This is a genomic window from Nocardia sp. NPDC019323, assembly GCF_044389845.1.
In the GTDB taxonomy this organism is placed as follows: domain Bacteria; phylum Actinomycetota; class Actinomycetes; order Mycobacteriales; family Mycobacteriaceae; genus Nocardia; species Nocardia implantans.
This window is the reverse complement of record NZ_JBIRYN010000006.1, coordinates 278,605-300,235: the sequence shown is the minus strand read 5'-3', so window position 1 is coordinate 300,235 and position 21,631 is coordinate 278,605. Positions and strand designations below refer to the sequence as shown.

Sequence of the window (21,631 nt, the reverse complement as noted above, 5' to 3'; positions counted from 1 at the left end):
CGCGCGGTCCGCCCTCGGACTCAGTCCGTCCAGCCGACGTTCAGCGAGGTGAGCAAGCCGGCCAAGGCCAGCTCCATGTCCGACGCCTCGATGCGGCGCAGCACCGCCTCATCGATGTCGGTCAGGTCCAGCGATTCGTCGTTGGCCAGGCGGTATTCGCGCTCCTCCTCGGCCGCCTCGATCACGTTGCGGACGAACCGTCCGTTGCCCGCGAGATCGACGCCGCGGCGCGGCTGACCGCTCTGGTCGGTGCTCTGCATCGCGTACAGGCGTTCGCAGGCCCGGACCAGCTGCTCGAGCGCTCCTTCGGACAGGTCGGAATCGCGTTTGCGGGCGATCACCTGGCCGATCTGCCCCAGCTCGTCGGGCGTGTAGGACGGGAATTGCAAGCGCTTCGAAAAACGGGAGGCCAGGCCGTCGTTGGCGGCGAGCAACCGATCGATCTCGCCGTCGTAGCCGGCGATGATCACCACGAGGCGATCACGGTCGTTCTCCATGCGCGCCAGCAGCGTGTCCACCGCTTCACGGCCGAACGCGTCGCCGCCTTGCAGGCCGGTCTGGATCAGCGTGTACGCCTCGTCGATGAACAGCACACCGTCCATCGCGGTGTCGATCAGCTTCTCGGTCTTGATCGCGGTGCCGCCAAGATTCTGGCTGACGAAGTCGACGCGCTTGGCCTCGACCACCTTGTCGGTCTTCAACAGGCCGACGCCGCAATAGATCTTCGCGACCACTCTGGCGATGGTGGTCTTACCGGTGCCGGGCGGCCCGGTGAAGGCCAGATGCTGGCCGCGCGGCTGGCTCGCCAAGCCCTTCTCGGCCCGGATCTTCGCCAGCTGCGCCGACGACTGCAGCTTCGCCACCTGGGTTTTCACCGAGGCGAGACCGATCTGCGAGTCCAGTTCGGCACGAGCCTCGACCAGGATCTTCTTCGCCCGGTCCTGGCTCTCGGCCTGCGCCATCTGCTCCATCGACGGCGAGGACGCCGGGTCCCACTTGTCGGTCCGCGCGTCGATCACCTCGCGGCTGGTGACGGTGATCCGATAGGTGCGGTCGCGCATCGCGGCCGCGTTCGCCTCGAAATCCGGCGCCTGCGAGTACACCTTCTCGAACAGGGCTTGGGCTTCGCCCTCGTTGCCCGACTCCCGCAGGCACAAGCCGCGACAGAACATCGCGGTCGACCGGGCCGCCGGGATCGGGCCCGCCTCGGCCTGCTGCATCCGCCGGATGGCCTCGCCGAACAAGCCGAGCTGGGCACACGCGGTGCCGACCATCACGTGCGCGCCCGCCGCCAGGTACGGATCCTCCCACTCCGCCGATCCCGCCAGCACCGCCATCACATCGGGCCAGCGCTGAGTGTTGTAGTGCAGCACGCCACGGACATACGCGCAGATGCGGTCGTCGATCTCGCCCTCGGGGTTGCTCAGTTGCCCGCGGCGGAACGTGTCGAGCTCGTCGAGCACTCGCTCGGCCTCGTCGTACTCCTTGTCGGCGATCAGATGCGCCGCCCAGGCCAGCGTGATCTCGGTGTGGTTGGCCAGCGGATAGTCGATGTACAGACCGGGAAGGAACCGGCCCGCGAGTTCGCGCGGACGCAACCCGAGCCTGCGCTGCTCGCGGTAGAGCGTGCTCGCGCTGGTCTTGTACAGGTTGAACAGAACGTCCTTGGTGAGCTCGCCCGCGGCGGCGCGGCCGAGCCACGCGTCGCACATCGTGGGATCCCACTCCGTGGCGCGCTGAAAAGCCAGTTTCGCGTAGTCGAGATCACGTGCGGATTCTTGCCCCTCGATGGACAATCCGAGCGACAGGATTCCGGCATCGAATGCGCGTTGTGCTTGGCGGTTGCCGGTCATTGCTGTCGAACCCCGAAATCTTCGTTTCTCGTAGTAGAGACGTTCATCTGGATACCAGACTACCGATCGCGCGCGGCCCGGTTCGTCCGTTACATTAGGTTCAGCTGCCGGGAGGTCGCAACGCAAGAGTCGGCTATGTGTGAGTGTGCTCGACGAGTGGTGAAGTCGGGTACTCAGGACAGGTTCCAGCAAATGGTGTCGATGCGAGAATCATTGTTCCGGATGAGGGCGGGGGAAGGTTGCCGTTGATCGAGTCGGCGAGCGGCACACGTGCCACCGAACCCGTATTGAGTCGTGTTTCGGTCATCGGTGGAAACACTCAGATCGATGTCGGATTGCCTGCCACCGTGCCGATCGCCACATTCATCGGCGATCTGGTGGCGCTCATCGAATCGCGCGATCCGGAGCGTCCCGAGGCCGAGGAGGACGCGGCGCCGCTGGACGCGCGGCACTGGACGCTGGCCAGGCTCGGACGCGAGGCGATCGCGCCGAGCCGCACGCTCACCGAGGCCGAGGTCTACGACGGCGAGCTGCTGGTGCTGCGGTCGGTCGCCGCGAAGGAAGCGCCCGCGCTGTTCGACGACGTCATCGACGCGGTATCACGGTTGACCGCGGAGGAATTCCGGAGCTGGTCGGGAGTGGCCGCCCGCTGGATGGGCCTGGTCGTCTCGGCGCTCACCGTGCTGGTCACGCTGGCCGTGCTGGTGGTCTCCCGCGCGAACGGCGATCCGATCGCGCCTGCTCTCGCCCTGCTCGGTTGTGGCACAGCGGCTTTCGTCGCGGCGGGCATCGCCGCGCACCGATACTCCGACCCGGTGACCGCGACCTGGCTGTCACTGGACGGACTGCTGGTGCTGTTCGGCGGCGCCGCGCTGCTGGTCCCCGGCACGCTCGGCAGTCCCCATCTGCTGCTGGGCAGCTCGGTGCTGCTGATCGCGGCGCTGCTCGGTTACCGGATCACCGGCGCGGGCGCGACGCTGTTCTCCTGTGCCGCCGCGCTCGCCGTGATCGCGGGTGTCGCCGCGGCGATCCATCTGATCTGGCATCCGGGTCTGCCGAAGCTGTCGGCCGGTCTGCTGGTGGCGGGCATCGCGATCATCTCGGCGGTGCCGCGGCTGGCGGCCGTGCTTGCGCGGCTGCCCATTCCGCCGGTCCCCACCGCGGGCGGCGCGATCGACCCGGCCGACCACGAACCGCGACCGACCATCGAGGGCATCGGCGCCATCGGCGCCAGCGCGCTGCCCTCCGCGGCGGGACTCGGGCTGCGCGCCCGCACGGCCAACCGTTTCCAGTCCGGACTGATCGCGGCCTGCACCGCGAGCGCGGTCGTCGGCGCGTTCGGCGTGGCGGATCCGCTGGGTTCGCCGCGCTGGCAAGGGGTCACGCTGGCGGTCGTGACCGCGATCATCCTCGCGCTGCGCGGCCGCTCGTTCGCCGATCTGGTCCAGGCCGCGACGCTGATCGGCGGCGGCTGCCTGACATCGGTCGCACTGACCGCCGGATTCGCCGTCGGCGATTCGGACCACACCTTGCTCGCGGCCGGCATCCTGCTCGCGTTCGCGACCGGTGTGGTCGGGTTCGGGGTGATCGGCCCTCACATCGAGGTCACCCCGGTGACCAGGCGGATGATCGAGATCTTCGAGTACTTGCTGATCGTGTCGGTGATCCCCCTGGTGTTGTGGGTGATGAACATCTACTCGATGGCCCGGAACATATGACCGGCAGCGCATCCCGCCGCAGCGTCATGCAAATGGCCTGCGCGGCTACGGTTGTCGGTGCCGCGATCGCCGGGCCGTGGCCCGCCGCCCGGGCGATCACCCCGCCCGGGATCGACCCCGGCGCACTCGGCGTCGCACAGGCTTTGAGCGTGCGGCCCGCGCCGCTGGAACCGACCGAACAGCGCGCCGTGTGCGCCGAACCCCTGCTCACCGGCGCGCCGCCCAGCGAGCCCCCGATGGCGCAGCGGGTATTGGATCTGCCATCCGCATGGCAGTTCAGCCGCGGTGCGGGGCAGAAGGTGGCCGTCATCGATACGGGGGTCAATCCGCACCCGCGGCTGCGGTCCTTGCAACCGGGCGGCGATTTCGTCTCCGACAGCGACGGAACGGTCGACTGCGACGGCCACGGCACCCTGGTCGCCGGGATCATCGCGGCCCAGCCGAGCCCCGGCGACGCCTTCGCGGGCATCGCGCCCGACGCGGACCTGCTCACCATCCGGCAGCTGAGCTTGGCCTACGAGCCGAAAGACCGTGCGGGGCGTGGTGATCCGCCGGGCAAGATCAGCAGCGACGGTTACGGCAGCGTGCTCACGCTGGCGGCGGCGGTGGTCCGCGCCGTCGATCTCGGCGCCACCGTCATCAACATCTCCGAAGTCGCCTGCACCGCGGCCGGATCGGACACCGCGGACGCCTCGCTCGGCGCGGCGGTGAAGTACGCCTACGACCGCAATGTCGTCGTGGTCGCGGCGGCGGGCAACTTGCAACCCGACGGCGCCTGCTCGAAACAGAACGAAGGGTCGGGCTGGGGCTCGGTGGCCACGGTCGCGAGCCCGGCCTGGTTCACGCCCTATGTGCTGTCGGTGGGCTCGGTGGACTCGACCGGCCAGGTGTCGGAGCTGTCGCTGCACGGCCCATGGGTGGGCGTCGCCGCGATCGGCCGCAATATCGTTTCGCTGGACAGCAAGCCGGGCGCGACCGGGCTGGTGGACGGCGTCCAGACCACCGACGGCATCAGGGCCGTTGAAGGCACCAGCTTCGCGGCGCCCTATGTGGCCGGGCTGGCCGCGCTGGTGCGCGCACGCTTCCCCGAACTCACCGCCCAGCAGGTGATGGACCGCATCGTCCGCACGGCGCACGGACCGGGCACCGGCCGCGACGACCGGATCGGGCACGGCCTGATCGATCCGCTCGCCGCGCTGACCGCGCAACTGCCGGACAAACCCGTGAGCGCCGACGCCGACGCCGCCCGAGCCGTCGCAGCGCCGGCGCGTCCGCCCGGCCCGGACCCTCGGCCGCGCCGGATCGCCGTGCTCGGCTCCATCGTGTGCCTGGCCGGTCTGGCCATCGGTGTGGCCGTGGCGTTCCCGTTCCGCCGGACCAGGCAGGACCTGAACGCGGAATTCGATCCGTAGCGCGGGCGCAGCTCGACCGCTCGCCGCCGACCGAACGAAGGAATCATGGCTACCGAAGGCTTTGTGCGCCGCCCCCGCATCGCACCGCCCCGGGCACCCGGTGGCGAGGTGGCGCTTACCGCACCGCCGGAGATCGCGCGCGCACTGCCCGCGCCGCTGATGATGAAGCTGATGCCGATCGTCATGGTGGTCGCGGTGGTCGGCATGATCGCCATGATGGCGATGATGGGCCGCAACCTGCTGGCCAATCCGTTCATGATGATGTTCCCGATGATGATGCTCATGTCGATGGTCGGCATGATGGCCGGGTTCCGGGGCGGCGGGCCCAAACGCGCGGTGGAACTGAACGAGGAACGCAAGGACTACTTCCGCTATCTCGACCAGGTCCGCAAGGAAGTGCGCCGCACCGGCGGCAAGCAACTGGAGACGCTGCGCTGGAGTCATCCCGAACCCGCCGACCTGCCGTCCCTGATCGGGACCAGGCGGATGTGGGAGCGCAGGCCCAACGACCCCGACTTCGGGCACGTGCGCGTCGGGGTCGGCAGCCACCGGCTGGCCACCAAGTTGGCGCGCCCTGAGACGGGGCCGCTGGAGGATCTGGAACCGGTGTCCACCGTGGCACTGCGCCGATTCGTGCGGACCCATTCGGTGGTGCACCGCCTGCCGACCGCCGTGTCGTTGCGCGCGTTCCCCGCGATCAACATCGGCGGTCCGGCCGATGAGGCGCGCATGCTGGTGCGGGCGATGCTGATGGAGCTGGCGGTGTTCCACGGTCCCGACCACCTCGCCATCGCGATCGTCTGCTCCGACCCGGACGGCCCGGCCTGGTCCTGGGCGAAATGGCTGCCGCAGCTGCAACATCCGACCCAGCGCGACGGCATGGGTTCGGCGCGCATGATGTACCACTCGCTCGGTGAGCTGGAGACGGCGCTGGCGGCCGAGCTGCTCGAGCGCGGCCGGTTCATGCGCAACCCACAGCCGACCCAGGGGCGACTGCACCTGGTGGTCGTCATCGACGACGGCTACGTGAGCGGAAGCGAACGGCTGGTCAGCGAATCGGGTCTGGACTCGGTGACGGTGCTCGACCTCACCGCGCCGGAGGGCGGGCTCGCGGCCCGGCGCGGACTGCAACTGGTCGTCGCCGACGGTGAGGTGGCCGCGCGCAGCGCCGCCGGGGTGGAGAAGTTCGCCACCGCCGACGAGGTGAGCACGGCCGAGTCCGAGTCCTTCGCCCGCGCACTGGCCAGATACCGGCTGGCGACCGCGGCCCAGATCGTCAGTCTCGGCGAGGGGACCACGGCCGATCCCGGACTCATGGCGCTGCTGAAGATTCCGGACGCGGCCCAGATCGATCCGGCGCGGGTGTGGCGTCCGCGCACCGGCCGCGAGCGGCTGCGGGTGCCGATCGGCATCACTCCCGACGGCACCCCGGTGGAGATCGACATCAAGGAGTCGGCGGAGAACGGCATGGGCCCGCACGGCCTGTGCATCGGCGCCACCGGCTCCGGAAAATCCGAATTCCTTCGCACGCTGGTGCTCTCGCTGGTCACCACGCATTCCCCGGACGCGCTGAACCTGGTGCTCGTCGACTTCAAGGGCGGCGCGACCTTCCTCGGCCTCGATTCGCTGCCGCACGTCGCCGCGGTGATCACCAACCTGGAAGAGGAACTGTCGCTGGTCGATCGCATGAAGGACGCGCTCGCCGGCGAGATGAACCGCCGCCAGGAATTGCTGCGTTCGGCGGGCAACTACGCCAACGTCACCGACTACGAGAAGGCGCGCGCCGCCGGCGTGCCGCTCGACCCGCTGCCCGCGCTGTTCATCGTGGTCGACGAGTTCTCCGAACTGCTGTCGCAGAAGCCGGATTTCGCGGAGCTGTTCGTGATGATCGGCCGCCTCGGCCGGTCGCTGCACGTGCACCTGCTGCTGGCCTCGCAGCGCCTGGAGGAGAACAAGCTGCGCGGCCTGGAATCGCACCTGTCCTACCGGATCGGCCTGCGCACGTTCTCGGCGAACGAGTCACGCGCGGTGCTCGGCATCACCGACGCCTACCACCTGCCCAGCGTGCCCGGCTCGGGATACCTGAAGAGCGACGCGTCGGATCCGTTGCGGTTCAACGCCAGTTACGTGTCCGGTCCGTACGTCGCGCCGCAGGGCACGGTGACCGGCGAGGACGGCAGCCCGGTCGCGGGCCGGCGGCCCGCGTTGTTCACCGCCGCTCCGGTGGAGATGCCGGAGGCGATCGAAGCCGGCGTCGAAGCGGAGCCGGTCGCGCCGTCGAACCCGCTGCTGGAGCTGCCGCCGCCACCGTCGGCCGTCGGGGCCGCGCCCGGCGCCGACGAGGGCATCCCGGACACGTTGCTCGACGTGGTGGTCAAGCGGCTCACCGGGCACGGCCGCCCGGCCCACGAGGTGTGGTTGCCGCCCCTGGACGAATCCCCGACGGTGGACATGCTGCTGCCGGACCCCGACTGGCGGTCGCCGGTCAACCGGCACGGCCAGCTGTGGATGCCGATCGGCGTCATCGACAAGCCCTACGAGCAGCGCCGCGATGTGCTCACCATCAATCTGGCCGGCGCCCAGGGCAATGTCGCCGTCGTCGGCGGCCCGCAGTCGGGCAAATCGACGACCCTGCGCACCATCATCATGGCGACCGCGGCCACCCACACCCCCGAACAGGCGCAGTTCTACTGCCTCGACTTCGGTGGCGGAAGCATGGCCGGGTTGTCCGGCGTCCCGCACGTCGGTTCGGTGGCCGGTCGTCTCGACGGCGACCGGGTGCGCCGCACGGTCGCCGAACTCACCACGCTGATGCGTCAGCGCGAGGAGCGCTTCGCCGCGCTCGGCATCGAGTCGATGGCCGAATTCCGGCGGCGCAAGTTCGGCGACGGCCGCCGCGTCCAGGACGGCGCGGCCGGATCCGCCGATCCGCTGGCCGACGACAAGTTCGGCGACGTGTTCCTGGTGATCGACGGCTGGGCCGCGATCCGCGAGGAGTTCGACATGCTGGAGCCGCAGATCAACGCCATCGCGGCCCAGGGTCTGTCGTTCGGCATCCACCTGATGATCGGCGCCGCGCGCTGGGCCGAGATCCGCCCGGTGGTCAAGGACCAGATCGGCACCCGCATCGAGCTGCGGCTCGGCGATCCGTCCGACTCGGAGATGGGCAGGCGCACCGCCCACCAGGTCCCGGTCGGACGTCCCGGCCGCGGTCTGACCGCCGACCAGTTGCACATGCTGATCGCCCTGCCGCGCTTGGATTCCGACTCCGACCCGGGCAGCCTGGCCGACGGTGTCGCGCAAGCGCGGGCCGGACTCGAACAGCAGTACCCGGACCGCCGCGCGCCCGAAGTGCGCATGCTGCCGCTGCGGTTCTCCAGGGACGAGTTGCTGGCCTCGGCGAAGGCGGAAGGCGTCGAGCTCGGCCCCACCAGGGTCGTCGTCGGGCTCGGCGAGTCCGAATTGCAGCCGCTGGTGCTGGACTTCGGCGTCGAACCGCACTTCATGGCATTCGCGGACGTGGAATGCGGCAAGACCACCCTGTTGCGCAACATCGTGATGGGCGTGGTGGAGCAGTCGACCACCGAGCAGGCCCGGATCATCATGGTGGATTACCGCCGGACCATGCTGGGCGTGGTGGAGGGCGACCACCTGGCCGGGTATTCCACGTCGTCGCAGACCTGCGGCCCGATGATCCAGGAGGTGGCCGGGTATCTGGCCAAACGGATTCCCGGCTCGGACATCACGCCGCAGCAACTGCGCGAACGCAGCTGGTGGAGCGGTCCGGAGATCTACATCGTGGTCGACGACTACGACATGGTCGCCGCGGGCACCGGCATGAACCCGTTCGCGCCGCTGCTGGAATTCCTGCCGCAGGCGCGCGACATCGGCATGCATTTCGTGGTCACCCGCCGCAGCGGCGGTGTGTCCCGCGCGCTGTACGACCCGATTCTGGGCACCATGAAGAACCTCTCGGTGGAGACGTTGATCATGAGCGGGTCGCGGGACGAGGGCAAACTGATCGGTGACGTGCGGCCGAGCAAGCTGCCGCCAGGACGCGGAACGCTGGTCTCGCGCAGCAGGGGAATCGAGATGGTGCACATCGCGCATCTGCCGCCGATCTGAGCGGCGCGCCGTCGCGCGGTGGACGCCTCCGTCGTGCGTGCGTGCGCGGGAGGTCGCCGGTGGTGTGCGGGGGCGCCGCGCATCGGGACGTGCCACCGCCATCGCGAGCGCCCGAGTACCGGCGCTCAGTTGTTCGGCGGCGGGCGCAAGAGCGCCGACGTGCTCACCCGCCCGGCTGCGGTCACCCGGACGGGAAGGGCGGGATCCCAGGTGTCGGCTCTCCGCTCGAACAGCGCACGCGAAGGTCCGAGCGCGAGTGGTCCCCCCGCGACACGCACCAAACGGAATCCCGCCGAACGGTAATAGGCGTGCAGGTCGGTATTGGTGGTCCACGCGTCGAGCCGGACCCAGGCGCGGCCCTGCGAGCGGGCGAGCGTTCCCGCGTGCGCGAGCATGTAATGGCCGACGCGCTGGCCCGCGAATCGCAGGTCCACGATCATGTAATGGACGATCACCGCGTCGTCGAGTTCCCATCGCGACCACAGACCGTCGTCGGCGCGGTCGTTGACCGTGATGGTCCCCGCCGGTTCCCCCGCGACCTCGGCGATCCAGGTCTCGCCCGCGTCCAGCGCGCGTCCGACGGCGCGGGCGAAGATCTCGATGGGCAGGCCGCGTCCCGCGACCGTCCACTGGTCGGAGCCGCGCGCGGTGAGCCACGCCGTGCGCTGCACGCGCAGGCGGCAGATCATGCCCAGATCGCCCCATGTCGCCTGGCGCAGCGCGATCGTCATGGATTACGCCCGGCCGGACCCGTGCGAATCGGCAAGCGTGTTCCGGATGACCGCGGTGCCTTCGGCGTCGCCGAGTTCGTAGGCGAGCCGATTGCCGGTGGCGAGCGAACGTTGCCGCGTGGCACGGGTGACGCGCTCGTGGGTGGCGCCGATCCGCAGGTGGTCGAGCAGGATGGTGCCGGTGGCGACGCCGAGCACCAAGGCTTCCTCCGCATTGGCCGGCCGCGCGACGAGCGTGTCGCGGTGCGCGGTCTCGGCATGGCCCCGGTCGGCGAGACGGCGGGTGGTGCCCTCCGGAATGTCGTGCGGCGAGTCGATTCCCGTCGCCTCGGCCAGGTCACGGGGATAGAAACTGACCTCCCACGACCACGGCTCGTGGTCGAGATACTGGACCACCGTCCTGGCCAGCACCCACGAATCCGGCGGTACACCCAGCCAAGACGCGACCTCGGGGCTGGCGGGCTCCATCTTCGCGCTGAACTCCTTCGACGGCTCCCGGTGCGCGGCCCGCGCGATCTCCTCGAAGATGTCGTGCGGGGTCTGCGGCCGGTCGGGGCGGATGGAATCGGTGACCACCGATTCCAGAATCTCTTGGTTTCGAACGATCGTCCCGCGGGAAGTAGCTGTATAGACGAGATTTTCGGCCACCAGCACCTGGATCGCGTTGCGGGCCGTGGTTATCGAGACCTGCATTTGATCGGCAAGTTCCGAGTGACTGGGCAATCGATCGCCCGGTTTCCACTTGGCTGCGCGGATCTCCTCGCGGAGGAGGTCTGCGATCCGGTGATACGTCGGACCGTCCGCCATCTTGCTCCTCGGTTGGTCATGCAGGTAACGAAGTGTACTCTTCGTGACTCCCTACGGCCCGGTAACGCTTGACAGGTGCCTTCAGAGGTTTATTGTAATGAAGTCCTGATCCGGTGTTGTGCGGCGATGACGGCGAGGCAACGTGGCAGGTTCGGATTCAACGGTCGTAATGACCCTCCCCGGCACATCGAGGTGTGCCGATCCTTCGGTGCGCTCTTCGGCACCGGGATTGCTTCCCACGTCCGACCTATTGGTCCGGGCGTGTCGCGGACACCGCGTGGTCGGTGGTCCGCTCTTGTGGTTCGCTCGTGATCTGGCAGTGCTACATGAGCGCCGCTTGGTCGGCCGCGGTGGTTCGGTGGACACCTCTGTGGCGGTGGTCCGCGAAATCGAGCGTCGCAGAATCGAATTGGTGATGGCCATCGACGACTGGGTGATGCGGAACGTGCCGCAGCATCGGCTCGGCGCCACCTTGCACACCGAAACGGTGGGCGCGGTGATCGATCGCCTCGCCGAGTCGTCGGTGCGCGCACACCACGCGTTGATGACTCTCAACGCGCACGACGAGTTGCTGCACAACGCGTGGCATCATCTCGCCGAACTCGCGGACGCCTACGACGATCTGGTGCGCGATGTCATGGCGGGCAGACGGCGTCTGCCCGAGTGGTGAGCGGCTGATCCGTTCGCCCTTTGCCCGCCGGGCCACGGCCCGGCGGGTGTCACGGGCGATAGCGACGGTGATCGGTGGCGAAATCGTCGGCGACGGTCGCGGCCAGTTCGACGTAGGCCCGCTTGGTCTGCTTGTGCAGCCGGTGCAAATCGATTTCGGCGCCCTCGGACATGTGCGCGTCGAACGGGATGATGTGCACGGCGCGGCACCGGGACAGGAAGTACTCCCGTAGCTGCTGGATACCGACATTCGGCGATCCGGCCCGCGGGGAGTTGATCACCACCACAGCGTTGCGCACCAAATGGTCGTGGCCGTGCAGGGACAGCCAGTCCAATGTCGCTGCGGCACTGCGGGCTCCGTCGATCGCGGGGGAGGAGATCAGTACCAGCGAGTGCGCCAGGTCGAGCACACCGGACATGGCCGAATGCATGAGTCCGGTGCCGCAGTCGGTGAGGATGATGTTGTAGAACCGCTGCAGGATCCGGGCGACCGCGCGGTACTCATCTTCGCTGAACGCCTCCGACGCGGCCGGATCGCGTTCGCTGGCCAGCACTTCCAGACGGCTGGTCGCCTGCGAGGTGTGCCTGCGCACATCGGAATAGCGCTGGATGGTCGAATCGAGGAGCAGGTCGCGCACGGTGGACCTGGTCTGCAGCGGCACCCGCTGCGACAGCGTGCCGAAGTCGGGATTGGCGTCCACCGCGATCACCCGATCGCCGCGGATGGAGGCGAAGGTGGAGCCGAGACCCATGGTGGTGGTGGTCTTCCCGACGCCGCCCTTGAGCGACAGCACCGCGATCCGGTAGTCGCCGCGGACGGGCTGCCTGATCCGCGCGACCAGCTCCTGCAGCCTGCGTTCCTCCGCGGACATACCGGGGTTGATCGCGCCGCCGGACACGTGGTGCACCGCCTTGCGCCATCCGGTACCCGGCGCCTTCTTGGCCCGGCGCAGTGGCACGTTGTCCAGCGAAGGCTGCTGGAAGGGTGCGCCTTGCTGCTGGAGTGGGGCGCCTTGCTGTTGGAGCGGGGCGCCTTGCTGTTGGAGCGGGGCGCCTTGCTGTTGGAGCGGGGCGCCTTGCTGCTGGGCGGGCGGCTGTGCATAACCCGGCGGCGTGCCCCACTGGGGGGCTGTTTGCCCGGTGATCTGGTGCGGTGGCACGGAATGCGGTGCTGCCGACGCGGATTCCGGGGCGGAGGTATTGCGCCACTGGTCGGCGGGGGCCTGTGGCGGGGTGCCCGGCGCCTGCGCACCCGCGAATTGCATTGGCGAGACTGCGGTTACGTCGCTTGCGTCATGGGGAAGCTGCTGGGTGCCCTCCGCGACGTAGGGCGTTTCGGGTCGTGGCGGGGGGACGGGCTGCTGGTCGAAGCCGGGCGCTTGTCCGACCGGCGCCTGCGAAGCCGACGGTTCGTTCGGTTCCGCGGACAGCCGGTGTCGTCCGCCACCTGCGCCGAGTCCCGCCGCCGGGCCTATCTCGGTCGCGCTGGTCCAGTTCGGTGCGTGTGCGCTGGAATCACCTTGCGCGCGAGCGACATCGACCGAACGGGCGGCGTTCGGCCGCACGGGGGTCTCCGGCGTGCGAGCGGAAGCCGGTGGAGCGCCGGTCGCGGCGGCGCTGTGCGGAGCGGGCGGCGCGGCGAGCCCACCTTGCCCGGCATGCGGGGCGGAGGGGGCCGGTTCCGTGACGCCGTAATCCGCGGGCGGTTGGTGATCGGCGGGCGTATGAGTTTCCGGCGCCCGGTCTGCCGGTGCGGCGGTCTCCTGAGAGGTGGGCGGGAGTCCCGGACGGTCCGGCCGGCGTTGCTCCGGCGCACTGTGACCGAGCCAGGGCGGCGGGCCGTCCGCGCCGCGCGGCGGCAGGCGCTGCTCGTCCGGAGCGGCTGGGGATGAACCGGATCCGCCGGTGTGCGGCGGGTCGGGCAGCGGTGGGAGTCGGCGCGGCGCGTCGGTCGCGGACGCCTCGGTCTGCTCGGGCCGGGGTGCGGCGAGCCAAGGTGGCGGACCGTCAGGAGTCACCGCAGGGGGAACAGCCGAGACGGTCTGCGGGGCTTGCAGCGGATGCTTCGCTGTGGGTGGTGTGTGTTCGGCCTCGCTTGACGGCGTGAGGTAGCTGGTGCCCTGCCCGAACTCCGTACCTGCCGTTGTGGCTGGTGCATGAACCGCTGCCGCGCCCGCCCCGACAGGGGTGTTCTCGCTGTGCGGTTCGTCCGAACTCGCACCGCTTGATCGCACTCCAGCGCCGGGTTCCGCTCCCTGGCTCCCGGCCTCCCGGACCGGGTTCGGTCCAGCAGAAGCCGCGCTCCCACCCCCGGGCGCCGATAGCCCATCGCCGTACTGCCGTGTCTGCTTGTCGGCTGCAACCCCGGATTGCGCTCCCTGCGGCTCGCCGGAATGTTCCCCGCTCGACAGCGCGGCCGACTCCCGTGCCGAAGAATCCGCGCCGGCCGGTGCCCCGCTCGCGGTCGAGACCTCGCTTGATGGGGGTTGGGTGCCGGTTGTCGTCGGCAGGGGTGCGTTGTGCCGTGCCGTGTGGTCCGGGTCGGTCGGCGCCCCGCTGGCGGCGCTCGGTGCTTCGCTTGTGGTGGGGGCGTCACCTGTTGTGGGTTGGGTGCCGGTTGTCGTCGGCAGGGGTGCGTTGTGCCATGCCGTGTGGTCCAGGCCGGTCGGTACTCCACCTGTGGTCGCGCTACCGGTCGGCCCGGCAGTGCCCGTGGTGGGCGGTGTGCCGGTCGGTGCCGATGCCTGTGCGCTGTGCGAACCCGGCTGCTCGGTACCGGTCGGCGCAGCGGCCACGCCGGTGGTGAGCTCGGACGGGGGAGCGGGTTGGGTGGCCTTCGGCGTCTGCGAGTACCCGCTCTGCCGCGTCGCGTGATCCTGGGTGGACGGAGGCGCTGCGGAGTGCCCGCCGACGGTCGGCGGAACCGGCGCATCGCCGGTGGGGGCTTCCGGACGCGCGCCGGTCGGCCACGGCTGCTGCGGACCGTGCGGTGGGAGTTCGCCGGGAGCCGTCGGTGAGTGCCCGCTCTGCCGTGCCGCATGGTCCGTCGGAGGCGGGGGCACGGCGGGGTATCCGCCGTGGAGCGCCTGCGCGGACATGTCGGCGGCGGTCGGAGTTTCCGGCTGTTCGCCGGTCGGCCGCGTCTGTTGCGAACCGTGCGCCGGGAGTCCGCCGGGCGGCGTCGGCGAGTGCCCGCTCTGCCATGCCGCCTGGTCCGTCGGAGACGTGGGCGCGGCAGGGTATCCGCCGTGGAGCGCCTGCGCGGACACTTCGGCGGCGGTCGGAGTTAACGGCTGTTCGCCGGTCGGCCGCGTCTGCGGACCGTGTGATGGGAGTTCGCCGGGCGGCGTCGGTGAGTGCCCGCCTGTCCAAGCCGCATGGTCCGTCGGAGACGGGGGCACGGCGGGGTCGGGTGACTGCACCGAGGTGTCGCCGCTGGTCGGAGTCGTGGTCGTCCAGGGGTTGGGCGACCCGGCACCCGGCTGAGCCGCCTCGTTGCCAGTCGGTCCGCGGCCCGCTCCCTGGCCGGGCGGAGCCGCGTTCGGCCACAGGCTCGGCGCCACGGCTGAGAGGGCGGCGTCGAGCCGAGGGTTGCCGGTGGACGGCCATCCGCCGAGTTGCGGACTGAGCGGAGGCCGGCCGCCGGCCTGTCCGGGTGCGCTCTGGCCGTGTGACGGCCGGGCGTGCTCGCCGTTCCGCGTCGCGGCGGGCCGTTCCTCGGCCGATTGCCGGGGCGGCGGTGGCGGGAGGTCGGGCCTGTCCGCCGGCTGGTCGTTCGGCACGGGCGGGTTCGCGGACCTGCTGCCCAGCGGCTGGAAACCGGGCGACGGCCGCGACGGGTTGCGGGTGGGCAGGCTGTGCTGCGGAGTGTTGCCGCGCTCGGGCGGCGCTTGCCACGAGTTGTCCTGGGCCGGTGGGGTGCGGTCGTGGCCGGGCTGCTGCCAGGATTCCTGCGGCTGCTGCCAGGACTCCTGCGGCGGCCGGACCGGTGCGGGCTCGTCCGGGACCGGTGCGGGCGCGCGGCCCGCCTCGACGTGCCGCTGGTCCTCCTCCGCCGGGCCTTCCTGCTTGTCGCGGCGCCAGCCCTTGCGGCGCTTCTCCGGCCGCGCGGCCTCCGGGCGCTCCGCCTCGGGCGCGCGGTTCTTGAAACGGCCGCGCCTGCGGCTGGGGGTCTCTTCGATGAGGTCGTCGTGCGGAAGGTTCTGCACCGGCGCTTCGTAGCCGCTCTGGCTGACATCGCTCTCCGACAACCACGGCGGCAGCATCGGCAGGCCGTCATTGCTACGGCTCACGACTGCGCCTCGCCGCCACTCGGCGCGCCGATCCGCTCGCCGCGCTCAGCCACGACTCGCCTCGCTGCCGCTCGGCTCGGTCGCGGCCAGGGGCGCCCCGCCGGTGACTCGCTCGCTACGCTTACTCACGGCCTCGCCTCCCTGCCGCTCGCTTCGGCCGCGACCGAGAGCGCCTCCGCCGGTGGCTCGCACGCTGCGCCGGCTCACGCGTCTCCCTCGATCTGCTGGACCCAAATACCCGAACAGCGGCCAGTTTACGCGACAACCCGGCGCCGTCGTGGCACCGCGTCCGAGGCCCGCCACCAGTGGGAAGGCGGCTGCGAAACCCCAGGCGACACCGGTATACAGGGAGGCATTTTTGCTCGATCCGGAACGGGTCGGTAAGCTGGAGCGGCGGTGCACCTACGCGCCGCCTGTTTGTGTGCGAGCGGTCCGCTCCAGCGGCCCGGTCCCATTCGAGCAGAACCAGGCAAACAAACCAGGTTGAGCGTAACCGGGATCGCGGAGGACATGGCGAAGAAAGACGGGGCCATCGAGGTCGAGGGTCGAGTTGTCGAACCGCTGCCCAATGCGATGTTCCGGATCGAGCTCGAGAACGGGCACAAGGTTCTCGCGCACATCAGCGGGAAGATGCGGCAGCACTACATTCGCATCCTCCCCGAGGACCGTGTGGTCGTCGAGCTCTCGCCCTACGACCTGTCGCGCGGCCGGATCGTCTACCGCTACAAGTGATCGCGCCCGCGCGATCGGAGTCGGTTGCGAACCGGCGGTCCCGGCGTGAGCCGGGGCGGAGTCGAAGGACTCACACCAGAACTTCCCCAGTCGCCGACTGGGGAAAAACTGTGTTCACACCCCTGTGAACCACAACAGATTGGACGGACGTGAAGGTTCAGCCGAGCGTCAAGAAGATCTGCGAGAAGTGCAAGGTGATCCGCCGTCACGGCCGGGTCATGGTGATCTGCGACAACCTGCGCCACAAGCAGCGCCAGGGCTGAGCGGAGGCGAGGGCCACCTCGCACCACCCGCCCGAGGCTTGCCGACGGCGCCGCTCGACGCGACACCAGCCAAGCACCGAACCGCAGTTCGGATTGGCAAGAAGAACTCCCAGCACCAGCCGCACGCTGCGGAAATCCAGGGTTCGCCCTGGGGCGTGCGCGCCTACCACCGGTTCGGAGGCCGGTGCCCCACCAAGACGAGGGGACGGACAGGGAGCAGACCTCCGCAACGATTAAGGAAGCTGCCAGATGGCACGTCTCATGGGCGTCGACCTCCCGCGCGAGAAGCGCATGGAGATCGCACTGACCTACATTTTCGGCATTGGCCGTACCCGCTCCAAGGAGATCCTCGAGGCCACCGGCGTCAGCCCGGACCTGCGTTCGAAGGATCTCAGCGACGATGATCTGACGAAGCTGCGTGACTACATCGAGGCTTCGGAGTTCAAGGTCGAGGGTGACCTGCGCCGCGAGGTGCAGGCCGATATTCGCCGCAAGATCGAGATCGGCTGCTACCAGGGCCTGCGCCACCGTCGTGGCCTGCCCGTGCGTGGCCAGCGCACCAAGACCAACGCGCGCACCCGCAAGGGCCCGAAGCGCACCGTCGCCGGCAAGAAGAAGTAGGGATAACCGATGCCTCCGAAGAGTCGGGCCGCGGGCCCGAAGAAGAGCCAGAAGTCGCGTCGCAGGGACAAGAAGAACGTCCCGCACGGCAACGCGCACATCAAGAGCACGTTCAACAACACGATCGTGTCGATCACCGACCCGAACGGCAACGTCATCTCCTGGGCGTCGTCGGGTCACGTCGGCTTCAAGGGCTCGCGCAAGTCGACCCCGTTCGCCGCGCAGCTCGCCGCCGAGAACGCCGCCCGCAAGGCGCAGGAGCACGGCGTCAAGAAGGTCGACGTGTTCGTGAAGGGCCCTGGTTCGGGCCGCGAGACCGCGATCCGCTCGCTGCAGGCCGCAGGCCTCGAGGTGGGCACGATCTCCGATGTCACCCCGCAGCCGCACAACGGCTGCCGTCCGCCCAAGCGGCGTCGCGTCTAGCGGGAAAGGAATAACGAACAATGGCTCGTTACACAGGCCCTATCACCCGCAAGTCGCGTCGTCTGCGCGTCGACCTGGTCGGCGGCGACCAGGCGTTCGAGCGTCGCCCCTACCCGCCCGGCCAGCACGGCCGCGCGCGGATCAAGGAGAGCGAGTACCTGCTCCAGCTGCAGGAGAAGCAGAAGGCCCGCTTCACCTACGGCATCATGGAGAAGCAGTTCAGCCGGTACTACAAGGAGGCCAACCGCCTCAAGGGCAAGACCGGTGACAACCTGCTGCGTCTGCTCGAGACCCGCCTGGACAACGTGGTGTACCGCGCCGGTCTGGCCCGCACCCGCCGGCAGGCTCGCCAGCTGGTCAGCCACGGCCACTTCCTGGTGAACAACAAGAAGGTGGACGTTCCCAGCTTCCAGGTCACCCAGTACGACATCATCGATGTCAAGGAGAAGTCGCTGGGCACCCTGCCGTTCCAGGTGGCGCGCGAGACCATCGGCGACCGTCCGGTTCCGGGCTGGTTGCAGGTGCTCCCCGGCCGGCTGCGGATCCTGGTCCACCAGTTGCCCGAGCGCGCCCAGATCGATGTGCCGCTGCAGGAACAGCTGATCGTCGAGTACTACTCGAAGTAACACTCGACGAGCCGTCCTTGGCTACCTCGGACGGCAAGCGCGCATGTGCCGCTGGTGCGTGGCCGCTCCCCATGGGCGGCCACGCGCAACCCCTGAGACGAGGCGTCAAATAGCGGGCGCCCAAAAAGGAGGATGATCCTAATGCTGATTTCACAGCGTCCGACGCTGACCGAAGAGGTCGTCGCCGAGAATCGCTCGAAGTTCACCATCGAACCGCTCGAGCCTGGCTTCGGTTACACCCTCGGCAACTCGCTGCGGCGTACCCTGCTGTCCTCGATTCCGGGGGCGGCGGTCACGAGCATCCGCATCGACGGCGTCCTGCACGAGTTCACCACCGTTCCCGGCGTGAAGGAGGATGTCACCGACATCATCCTGAACCTCAAGGGCCTGGTCGTCTCGTCCGAGGAGGACGAGCCGGTCACGATGTACGTGCGCAAGCAGGGCCCCGGCACCGTCACCGCCGGTGACATCGTGCCGCCCAGCGGCGTGGTGGTGCACAACCCGGACATGCACATCGCGACCCTGAACGACAAGGGCAAGCTGGAGATCGAGCTCGTCGTCGAGCGCGGTCGCGGCTACGTCCCCGCCGTGCAGAACAAGGCGTCCGGCGCGGAAATCGGCCGGATCCCGGTGGATTCGATCTACTCGCCGGTGCTGAAGGTGACCTACAAGGTCGAGGCGACTCGCGTCGAGCAGCGCACCGACTTCGACCGGCTCATCCTGGACGTGGAGACCAAGAACTCCATCAGCGCGCGGGACGCGCTCGCCTCGGCGGGCAAGACCCTGGTCGAGCTCTTCGGCCTGGCCCGCGAGCTGAACGTCGAAGCGGAAGGCATCGAGATCGGCCCCTCGCCGGCCGAGGCGGACCACATCGCCTCGTTCGGTCTGCCGATCGAGGACCTGGACCTCACCGTCCGGTCCTACAACTGCCTCAAGCGCGAGGGTGTGCACACCGTGGGCGAGCTGGTCGCCCGCACCGAGTCGGATCTGCTGGACATTCGCAACTTCGGCCAGAAGTCCATCGACGAGGTCAAGGTCAAGCTGCACGCTCTCGGCCTCTCGCTCAAGGACAGCCCCGCGTCGTTCGACCCGTCCAGCGTGGTCGGCTACGACGCGAGCACCGGCACGTGGAGCGACAGCGGCACGTTCAGCGACACCGACGGCGGCGAGCAGGACTACGCCGAGACCGAACAGCTCTAGGCCGCCGGGGTAGGCGCCCCGGCCCGGCCCGAAGACACAGGAGAACACCACAATGCCCAAGCCCAAGAAGGGTGCCCGCTTCGGCGGGTCGGCGTCGCACCAGAAGGCGATCTTCGCCAATCTGGCCACGGCGCTCTTCGAGCACGGCCGGATCACCACCACCGAGGCCAAGGCCAAGGCCGTGCGTCCCTACGCGGAGAAGCTGATCACCAAGGCGAAGGCAGGCACCCTTGCCGACCGCCGCGAGGTGCTGAAGGTGATCCGCAACAAGGACGTCGTGCACGAGCTCTTCGCTCAGATCGGCCCGTCCTTCGAGGGGCGCGAGGGTGGCTACACCCGCATCACCAAGACGCTGCCGCGTAAGGGTGACAACGCGCCGATGGCGATCATCGAGCTGGTCCGGGAGAAGACCGTGACCAACGAGGCCGATCGCGCTCGCCGGGTGGCCGCGTCGAAGAAGGCGGAGGAGGCCCCGGCCGCCGAGGTCGTCGAGGAGGAGGCCACCGCCGAGACCGCCGAGGCCGAGGCTCCGGTCGCCGACGAGGCCGCCGAGGACAAGAAGGACGCCTGAGGCTGAGCGTCGGACTTCGCGGACGAGCCCGCCACCCGCACTGGGTCGGCGGGCTCGTTCGTTTCTACCGGAGGATCATGTGACCGTGGAGGAATCGGTGGGATCGTCGTCGGACCGGCCGCACGCGGACGCGCCGGCCGTGGCAGCGGCCGAACCGCCACGCACCCGGGTCCGGTTGGACATCGCCTACGACGGCACGGATTTCATCGGCTGGGCGCGTCAACCCGGCCTGCGCACCGTGCAGGGGGTGCTGGAGGACGCGCTGAGCAAGGTGTTCCGCGAGCCGATCCAGCTGACCGTGGCCGGTCGTACGGACGCGGGCGTGCACGCCGAGGGGCAGGTCGCGCATTTCGACACCTCCGGCGAACTGGACGGCGGAAAACTCGTGCACCGGATGGCGCGATTCCTTCCGAAGGACGTGCGAATCAAGCGGGCGCGCCCGGCCGCGCCCGAGTTCGACGCCCGGTTCTCCGCCATCCGCCGTCATTACGCCTATAGGTTGACCACCGCGCCGTACGGGGCGGAGCCGCTACTGGCCCGCAGCGTGGTCGCCTGCCGGTCCGGCGTCGACGTCGACGCCATGCGTGCGGCGTCGCGAAAGCTGCTGGGTCTGCACAACTTCGCCGCGTTCTGCCGCCGCAGAGAGGGCGCGACGACGGTGCGGGAGTTGCAGCGTTTCGACTGGGAGCGCGAGGGCGACCTGCTGATCGCCTACGTAAGCGCCGATGCGTTCTGCTGGTCGATGGTCCGCAGCCTGGTCGGCGCGGTCCTCGCCGTCGGCGAAGGGCGGCGGACGACGGAATGGGTCGCCGACCTGTTGCGGGAGACCGAGCGCTCCAGTTCGGTCACCGTCGCTCCCGCACATGGTTTGAGTCTGATCGGCGTCGACTATCCGGCGGATGAGGATCTCGCCGCCCGCAACGCGCAGACGCGGGAGACGCGGACGGTTCCGGTCCCTGGCGGAGGTTGCTGCGGCGACTGAGGGTACGGACTACCCGCACCCTGCGCGGGTGCGGGTAGCGTGCGCGGTCACTTCGATTGCCGCGGGTACTGCTGCTGCGACTGCTGACTCTGCTCCTGTTGCGTCGGCGACATCGTCTCGGACCGGTTCGTTTGCGCCTCGATGGTCCTCGGTTCCTGCGACGCCCCGGTGATCTGGATGCGGCGCGGCTTCGCGCGCTCGGCGATCGGGATCGTCACCGACAGCACGCCGTTGTTGTAGGTCGCGCTGATGTTCTCCACGTCGACGTTCTCGCCGAGGGACATCTGGCGCATGAAGGTGCCCGCGAAGCGTTCCGAGGCGATCCACTGCACGCCTTCTTCGCTAGGCACGGTGCGCTGCGCCCGCAGGGTGAGCGTGCCGTTGTCGACGCTGACGTCGATCGAGCCGGGATCGACGCCGGGCAGGTCCGCGTTCAGGACGTAGTGATCTCCCGCTTTGAACAGATCCATCGGCATGAATCGCGGTGCGCGACCGGTTCCGGCTCTCTCCCCGAGCAATTGACGGGCGACGGTGTCGATGTCATGGAATGGATCGAATCGAAGCACAGCAATCACCTCCATTTCCCCTAGTGGTGGCGCGGGCCAG

At 69.3% G+C, this 21,631-nt stretch carries 17 protein-coding genes and 1 pseudogene; 13 read left to right on the top strand and 5 right to left on the bottom strand.

Going from position 1 to position 21,631, the window contains the following annotated elements:
• Nucleotides 1-20: 20 nt before the first annotated feature.
• Complete coding sequence (gene eccA / locus ACH49X_RS23490; RefSeq protein ID WP_357207746.1) at nucleotides 21-1,853, bottom strand: type VII secretion AAA-ATPase EccA; 1,833 nt, start codon at nucleotides 1,851-1,853, stop codon at nucleotides 21-23.
• Nucleotides 1,854-2,092: 239 nt separating this feature from the next.
• Between eccA and eccD the strand changes: the two genes are divergently transcribed.
• From eccD to eccCa, 3 genes are read left to right on the top strand one after another with little or no spacing between them, the layout of a single operon-like run.
• Nucleotides 2,093-3,571, top strand: coding sequence for a type VII secretion integral membrane protein EccD (gene eccD, locus ACH49X_RS23485; protein WP_323124510.1), 1,479 nt, complete (start codon nucleotides 2,093-2,095; stop codon nucleotides 3,569-3,571).
• A 32-nt stretch (nucleotides 3,572-3,603) separates the two neighbouring features.
• Nucleotides 3,604-4,983: a type VII secretion-associated serine protease mycosin gene (gene mycP, locus ACH49X_RS23480; protein WP_195080625.1), complete on the top strand. Its 1,380-nt coding sequence runs from the start codon at nucleotides 3,604-3,606 to the stop codon at nucleotides 4,981-4,983.
• 45 nt (nucleotides 4,984-5,028) lie between these two features.
• Nucleotides 5,029-9,108 (top strand): type VII secretion protein EccCa, encoded by a 4,080-nt coding sequence (eccCa, locus tag ACH49X_RS23475; protein ID WP_357207651.1) that lies wholly within the window; start codon nucleotides 5,029-5,031, stop codon nucleotides 9,106-9,108.
• A 125-nt stretch (nucleotides 9,109-9,233) separates the two neighbouring features.
• Here the strand turns inward: eccCa and ACH49X_RS23470 are convergent, their stop codons facing one another.
• Together ACH49X_RS23470 and ACH49X_RS23465 are read right to left on the bottom strand one after the other, a co-directional pair.
• Nucleotides 9,234-9,839: a GNAT family N-acetyltransferase gene (locus tag ACH49X_RS23470; RefSeq protein WP_195080409.1), complete on the bottom strand. Its 606-nt coding sequence runs from the start codon at nucleotides 9,837-9,839 to the stop codon at nucleotides 9,234-9,236.
• 3 nt (nucleotides 9,840-9,842) lie between these two features.
• Nucleotides 9,843-10,646: a GntR family transcriptional regulator gene (locus ACH49X_RS23465; RefSeq protein ID WP_195080410.1), complete on the bottom strand. Its 804-nt coding sequence runs from the start codon at nucleotides 10,644-10,646 to the stop codon at nucleotides 9,843-9,845.
• A 358-nt stretch (nucleotides 10,647-11,004) separates the two neighbouring features.
• Between ACH49X_RS23465 and ACH49X_RS23460 the strand changes: the two genes are divergently transcribed.
• On the top strand, nucleotides 11,005-11,316 hold the full coding sequence (locus ACH49X_RS23460; protein WP_323124508.1) for a DUF4254 domain-containing protein: 312 nt from the start codon (nucleotides 11,005-11,007) through the stop codon (nucleotides 11,314-11,316).
• Between the two features lie 49 nt (nucleotides 11,317-11,365).
• Here ACH49X_RS23460 and ACH49X_RS23455 read toward each other — a convergent pair whose 3' ends face one another.
• Nucleotides 11,366-12,187, bottom strand: a complete 822-nt coding sequence (locus ACH49X_RS23455; protein WP_397070896.1) for a MinD/ParA family protein — start codon at nucleotides 12,185-12,187, stop codon at nucleotides 11,366-11,368.
• An 80-nt stretch (nucleotides 12,188-12,267) separates the two neighbouring features.
• Here ACH49X_RS23455 and ACH49X_RS23450 point away from each other — a divergent pair, with 80 nt between their 5' ends.
• The 9 genes from ACH49X_RS23450 (at nucleotide 12,268) to truA (ending at nucleotide 21,025) form a co-directional block, all read left to right on the top strand.
• Nucleotides 12,268-12,459, top strand: coding sequence for a hypothetical protein (locus ACH49X_RS23450; protein ID WP_357207743.1), 192 nt, complete (start codon nucleotides 12,268-12,270; stop codon nucleotides 12,457-12,459).
• Between the two features lie 3,658 nt (nucleotides 12,460-16,117).
• Complete coding sequence (infA, locus tag ACH49X_RS23445; RefSeq protein WP_003418601.1) at nucleotides 16,118-16,339, top strand: translation initiation factor IF-1; 222 nt, start codon at nucleotides 16,118-16,120, stop codon at nucleotides 16,337-16,339.
• Between the two features lie 149 nt (nucleotides 16,340-16,488).
• Nucleotides 16,489-16,602 (top strand): 50S ribosomal protein L36, encoded by a 114-nt coding sequence (gene rpmJ / locus ACH49X_RS23440; protein ID WP_011207363.1) that lies wholly within the window; start codon nucleotides 16,489-16,491, stop codon nucleotides 16,600-16,602.
• A gap of 249 nt (nucleotides 16,603-16,851) precedes the next feature.
• Complete coding sequence (gene rpsM, locus ACH49X_RS23435; protein ID WP_039795645.1) at nucleotides 16,852-17,223, top strand: 30S ribosomal protein S13; 372 nt, start codon at nucleotides 16,852-16,854, stop codon at nucleotides 17,221-17,223.
• A 9-nt stretch (nucleotides 17,224-17,232) separates the two neighbouring features.
• On the top strand, nucleotides 17,233-17,646 hold the full coding sequence (gene rpsK, locus ACH49X_RS23430; protein WP_195080412.1) for a 30S ribosomal protein S11: 414 nt from the start codon (nucleotides 17,233-17,235) through the stop codon (nucleotides 17,644-17,646).
• A gap of 20 nt (nucleotides 17,647-17,666) precedes the next feature.
• The gene (gene rpsD / locus ACH49X_RS23425; protein WP_067803832.1) at nucleotides 17,667-18,272 is read left to right on the top strand and encodes a 30S ribosomal protein S4; all 606 of its coding nucleotides are present in this window, start codon (nucleotides 17,667-17,669) and stop codon (nucleotides 18,270-18,272) included.
• Between the two features lie 141 nt (nucleotides 18,273-18,413).
• Complete coding sequence (locus ACH49X_RS23420) at nucleotides 18,414-19,472, top strand: DNA-directed RNA polymerase subunit alpha (protein ID WP_039796155.1); 1,059 nt, start codon at nucleotides 18,414-18,416, stop codon at nucleotides 19,470-19,472.
• A gap of 52 nt (nucleotides 19,473-19,524) precedes the next feature.
• Entirely contained in the window at nucleotides 19,525-20,043 is a 519-nt protein-coding gene (gene rplQ, locus ACH49X_RS23415; RefSeq protein ID WP_195080413.1) for a 50S ribosomal protein L17, read from the top strand.
• A 139-nt stretch (nucleotides 20,044-20,182) separates the two neighbouring features.
• Entirely contained in the window at nucleotides 20,183-21,025 is an 843-nt protein-coding gene (truA, locus tag ACH49X_RS23410; protein WP_195080627.1) for a tRNA pseudouridine(38-40) synthase TruA, read from the top strand.
• Between the two features lie 134 nt (nucleotides 21,026-21,159).
• Here the strand turns inward: truA and ACH49X_RS23405 are convergent.
• A pseudogene (locus tag ACH49X_RS23405) lies at nucleotides 21,160-21,591 on the bottom strand (Hsp20/alpha crystallin family protein); the annotation flags it as partial.
• Between the last annotated feature and the right edge of the window lie 40 nt (nucleotides 21,592-21,631).

Excerpts from the sequence above, each read along its gene's own strand:
- rpsD (WP_067803832.1), top strand. The coding sequence starts at position 17,667 with ATGGCTCGTTACACAGGCCCTATCACCCGCAAGTCGCGTCGTCTGCGC.
- ACH49X_RS23455 (WP_397070896.1), bottom strand. The coding sequence starts at position 12,187 with ATGTCCGCGGAGGAACGCAGGCTGCAGGAGCTGGTCGCGCGGATCAGG.
- rpsK (WP_195080412.1), top strand. The coding sequence starts at position 17,233 with ATGCCTCCGAAGAGTCGGGCCGCGGGCCCGAAGAAGAGCCAGAAGTCG.
- eccA (WP_357207746.1), bottom strand. The coding sequence starts at position 1,853 with ATGACCGGCAACCGCCAAGCACAACGCGCATTCGATGCCGGAATCCTG.
- ACH49X_RS23465 (WP_195080410.1), bottom strand. The coding sequence starts at position 10,646 with ATGGCGGACGGTCCGACGTATCACCGGATCGCAGACCTCCTCCGCGAG.
- eccCa (WP_357207651.1), top strand. The coding sequence starts at position 5,029 with ATGGCTACCGAAGGCTTTGTGCGCCGCCCCCGCATCGCACCGCCCCGG.
- rpsM (WP_039795645.1), top strand. The coding sequence starts at position 16,852 with ATGGCACGTCTCATGGGCGTCGACCTCCCGCGCGAGAAGCGCATGGAG.
- ACH49X_RS23420 (WP_039796155.1), top strand. The coding sequence starts at position 18,414 with ATGCTGATTTCACAGCGTCCGACGCTGACCGAAGAGGTCGTCGCCGAG.
- rplQ (WP_195080413.1), top strand. The coding sequence starts at position 19,525 with ATGCCCAAGCCCAAGAAGGGTGCCCGCTTCGGCGGGTCGGCGTCGCAC.
- ACH49X_RS23470 (WP_195080409.1), bottom strand. The coding sequence starts at position 9,839 with ATGACGATCGCGCTGCGCCAGGCGACATGGGGCGATCTGGGCATGATC.
- mycP (WP_195080625.1), top strand. The coding sequence starts at position 3,604 with ATGGCCTGCGCGGCTACGGTTGTCGGTGCCGCGATCGCCGGGCCGTGG.
- infA (WP_003418601.1), top strand. The coding sequence starts at position 16,118 with ATGGCGAAGAAAGACGGGGCCATCGAGGTCGAGGGTCGAGTTGTCGAA.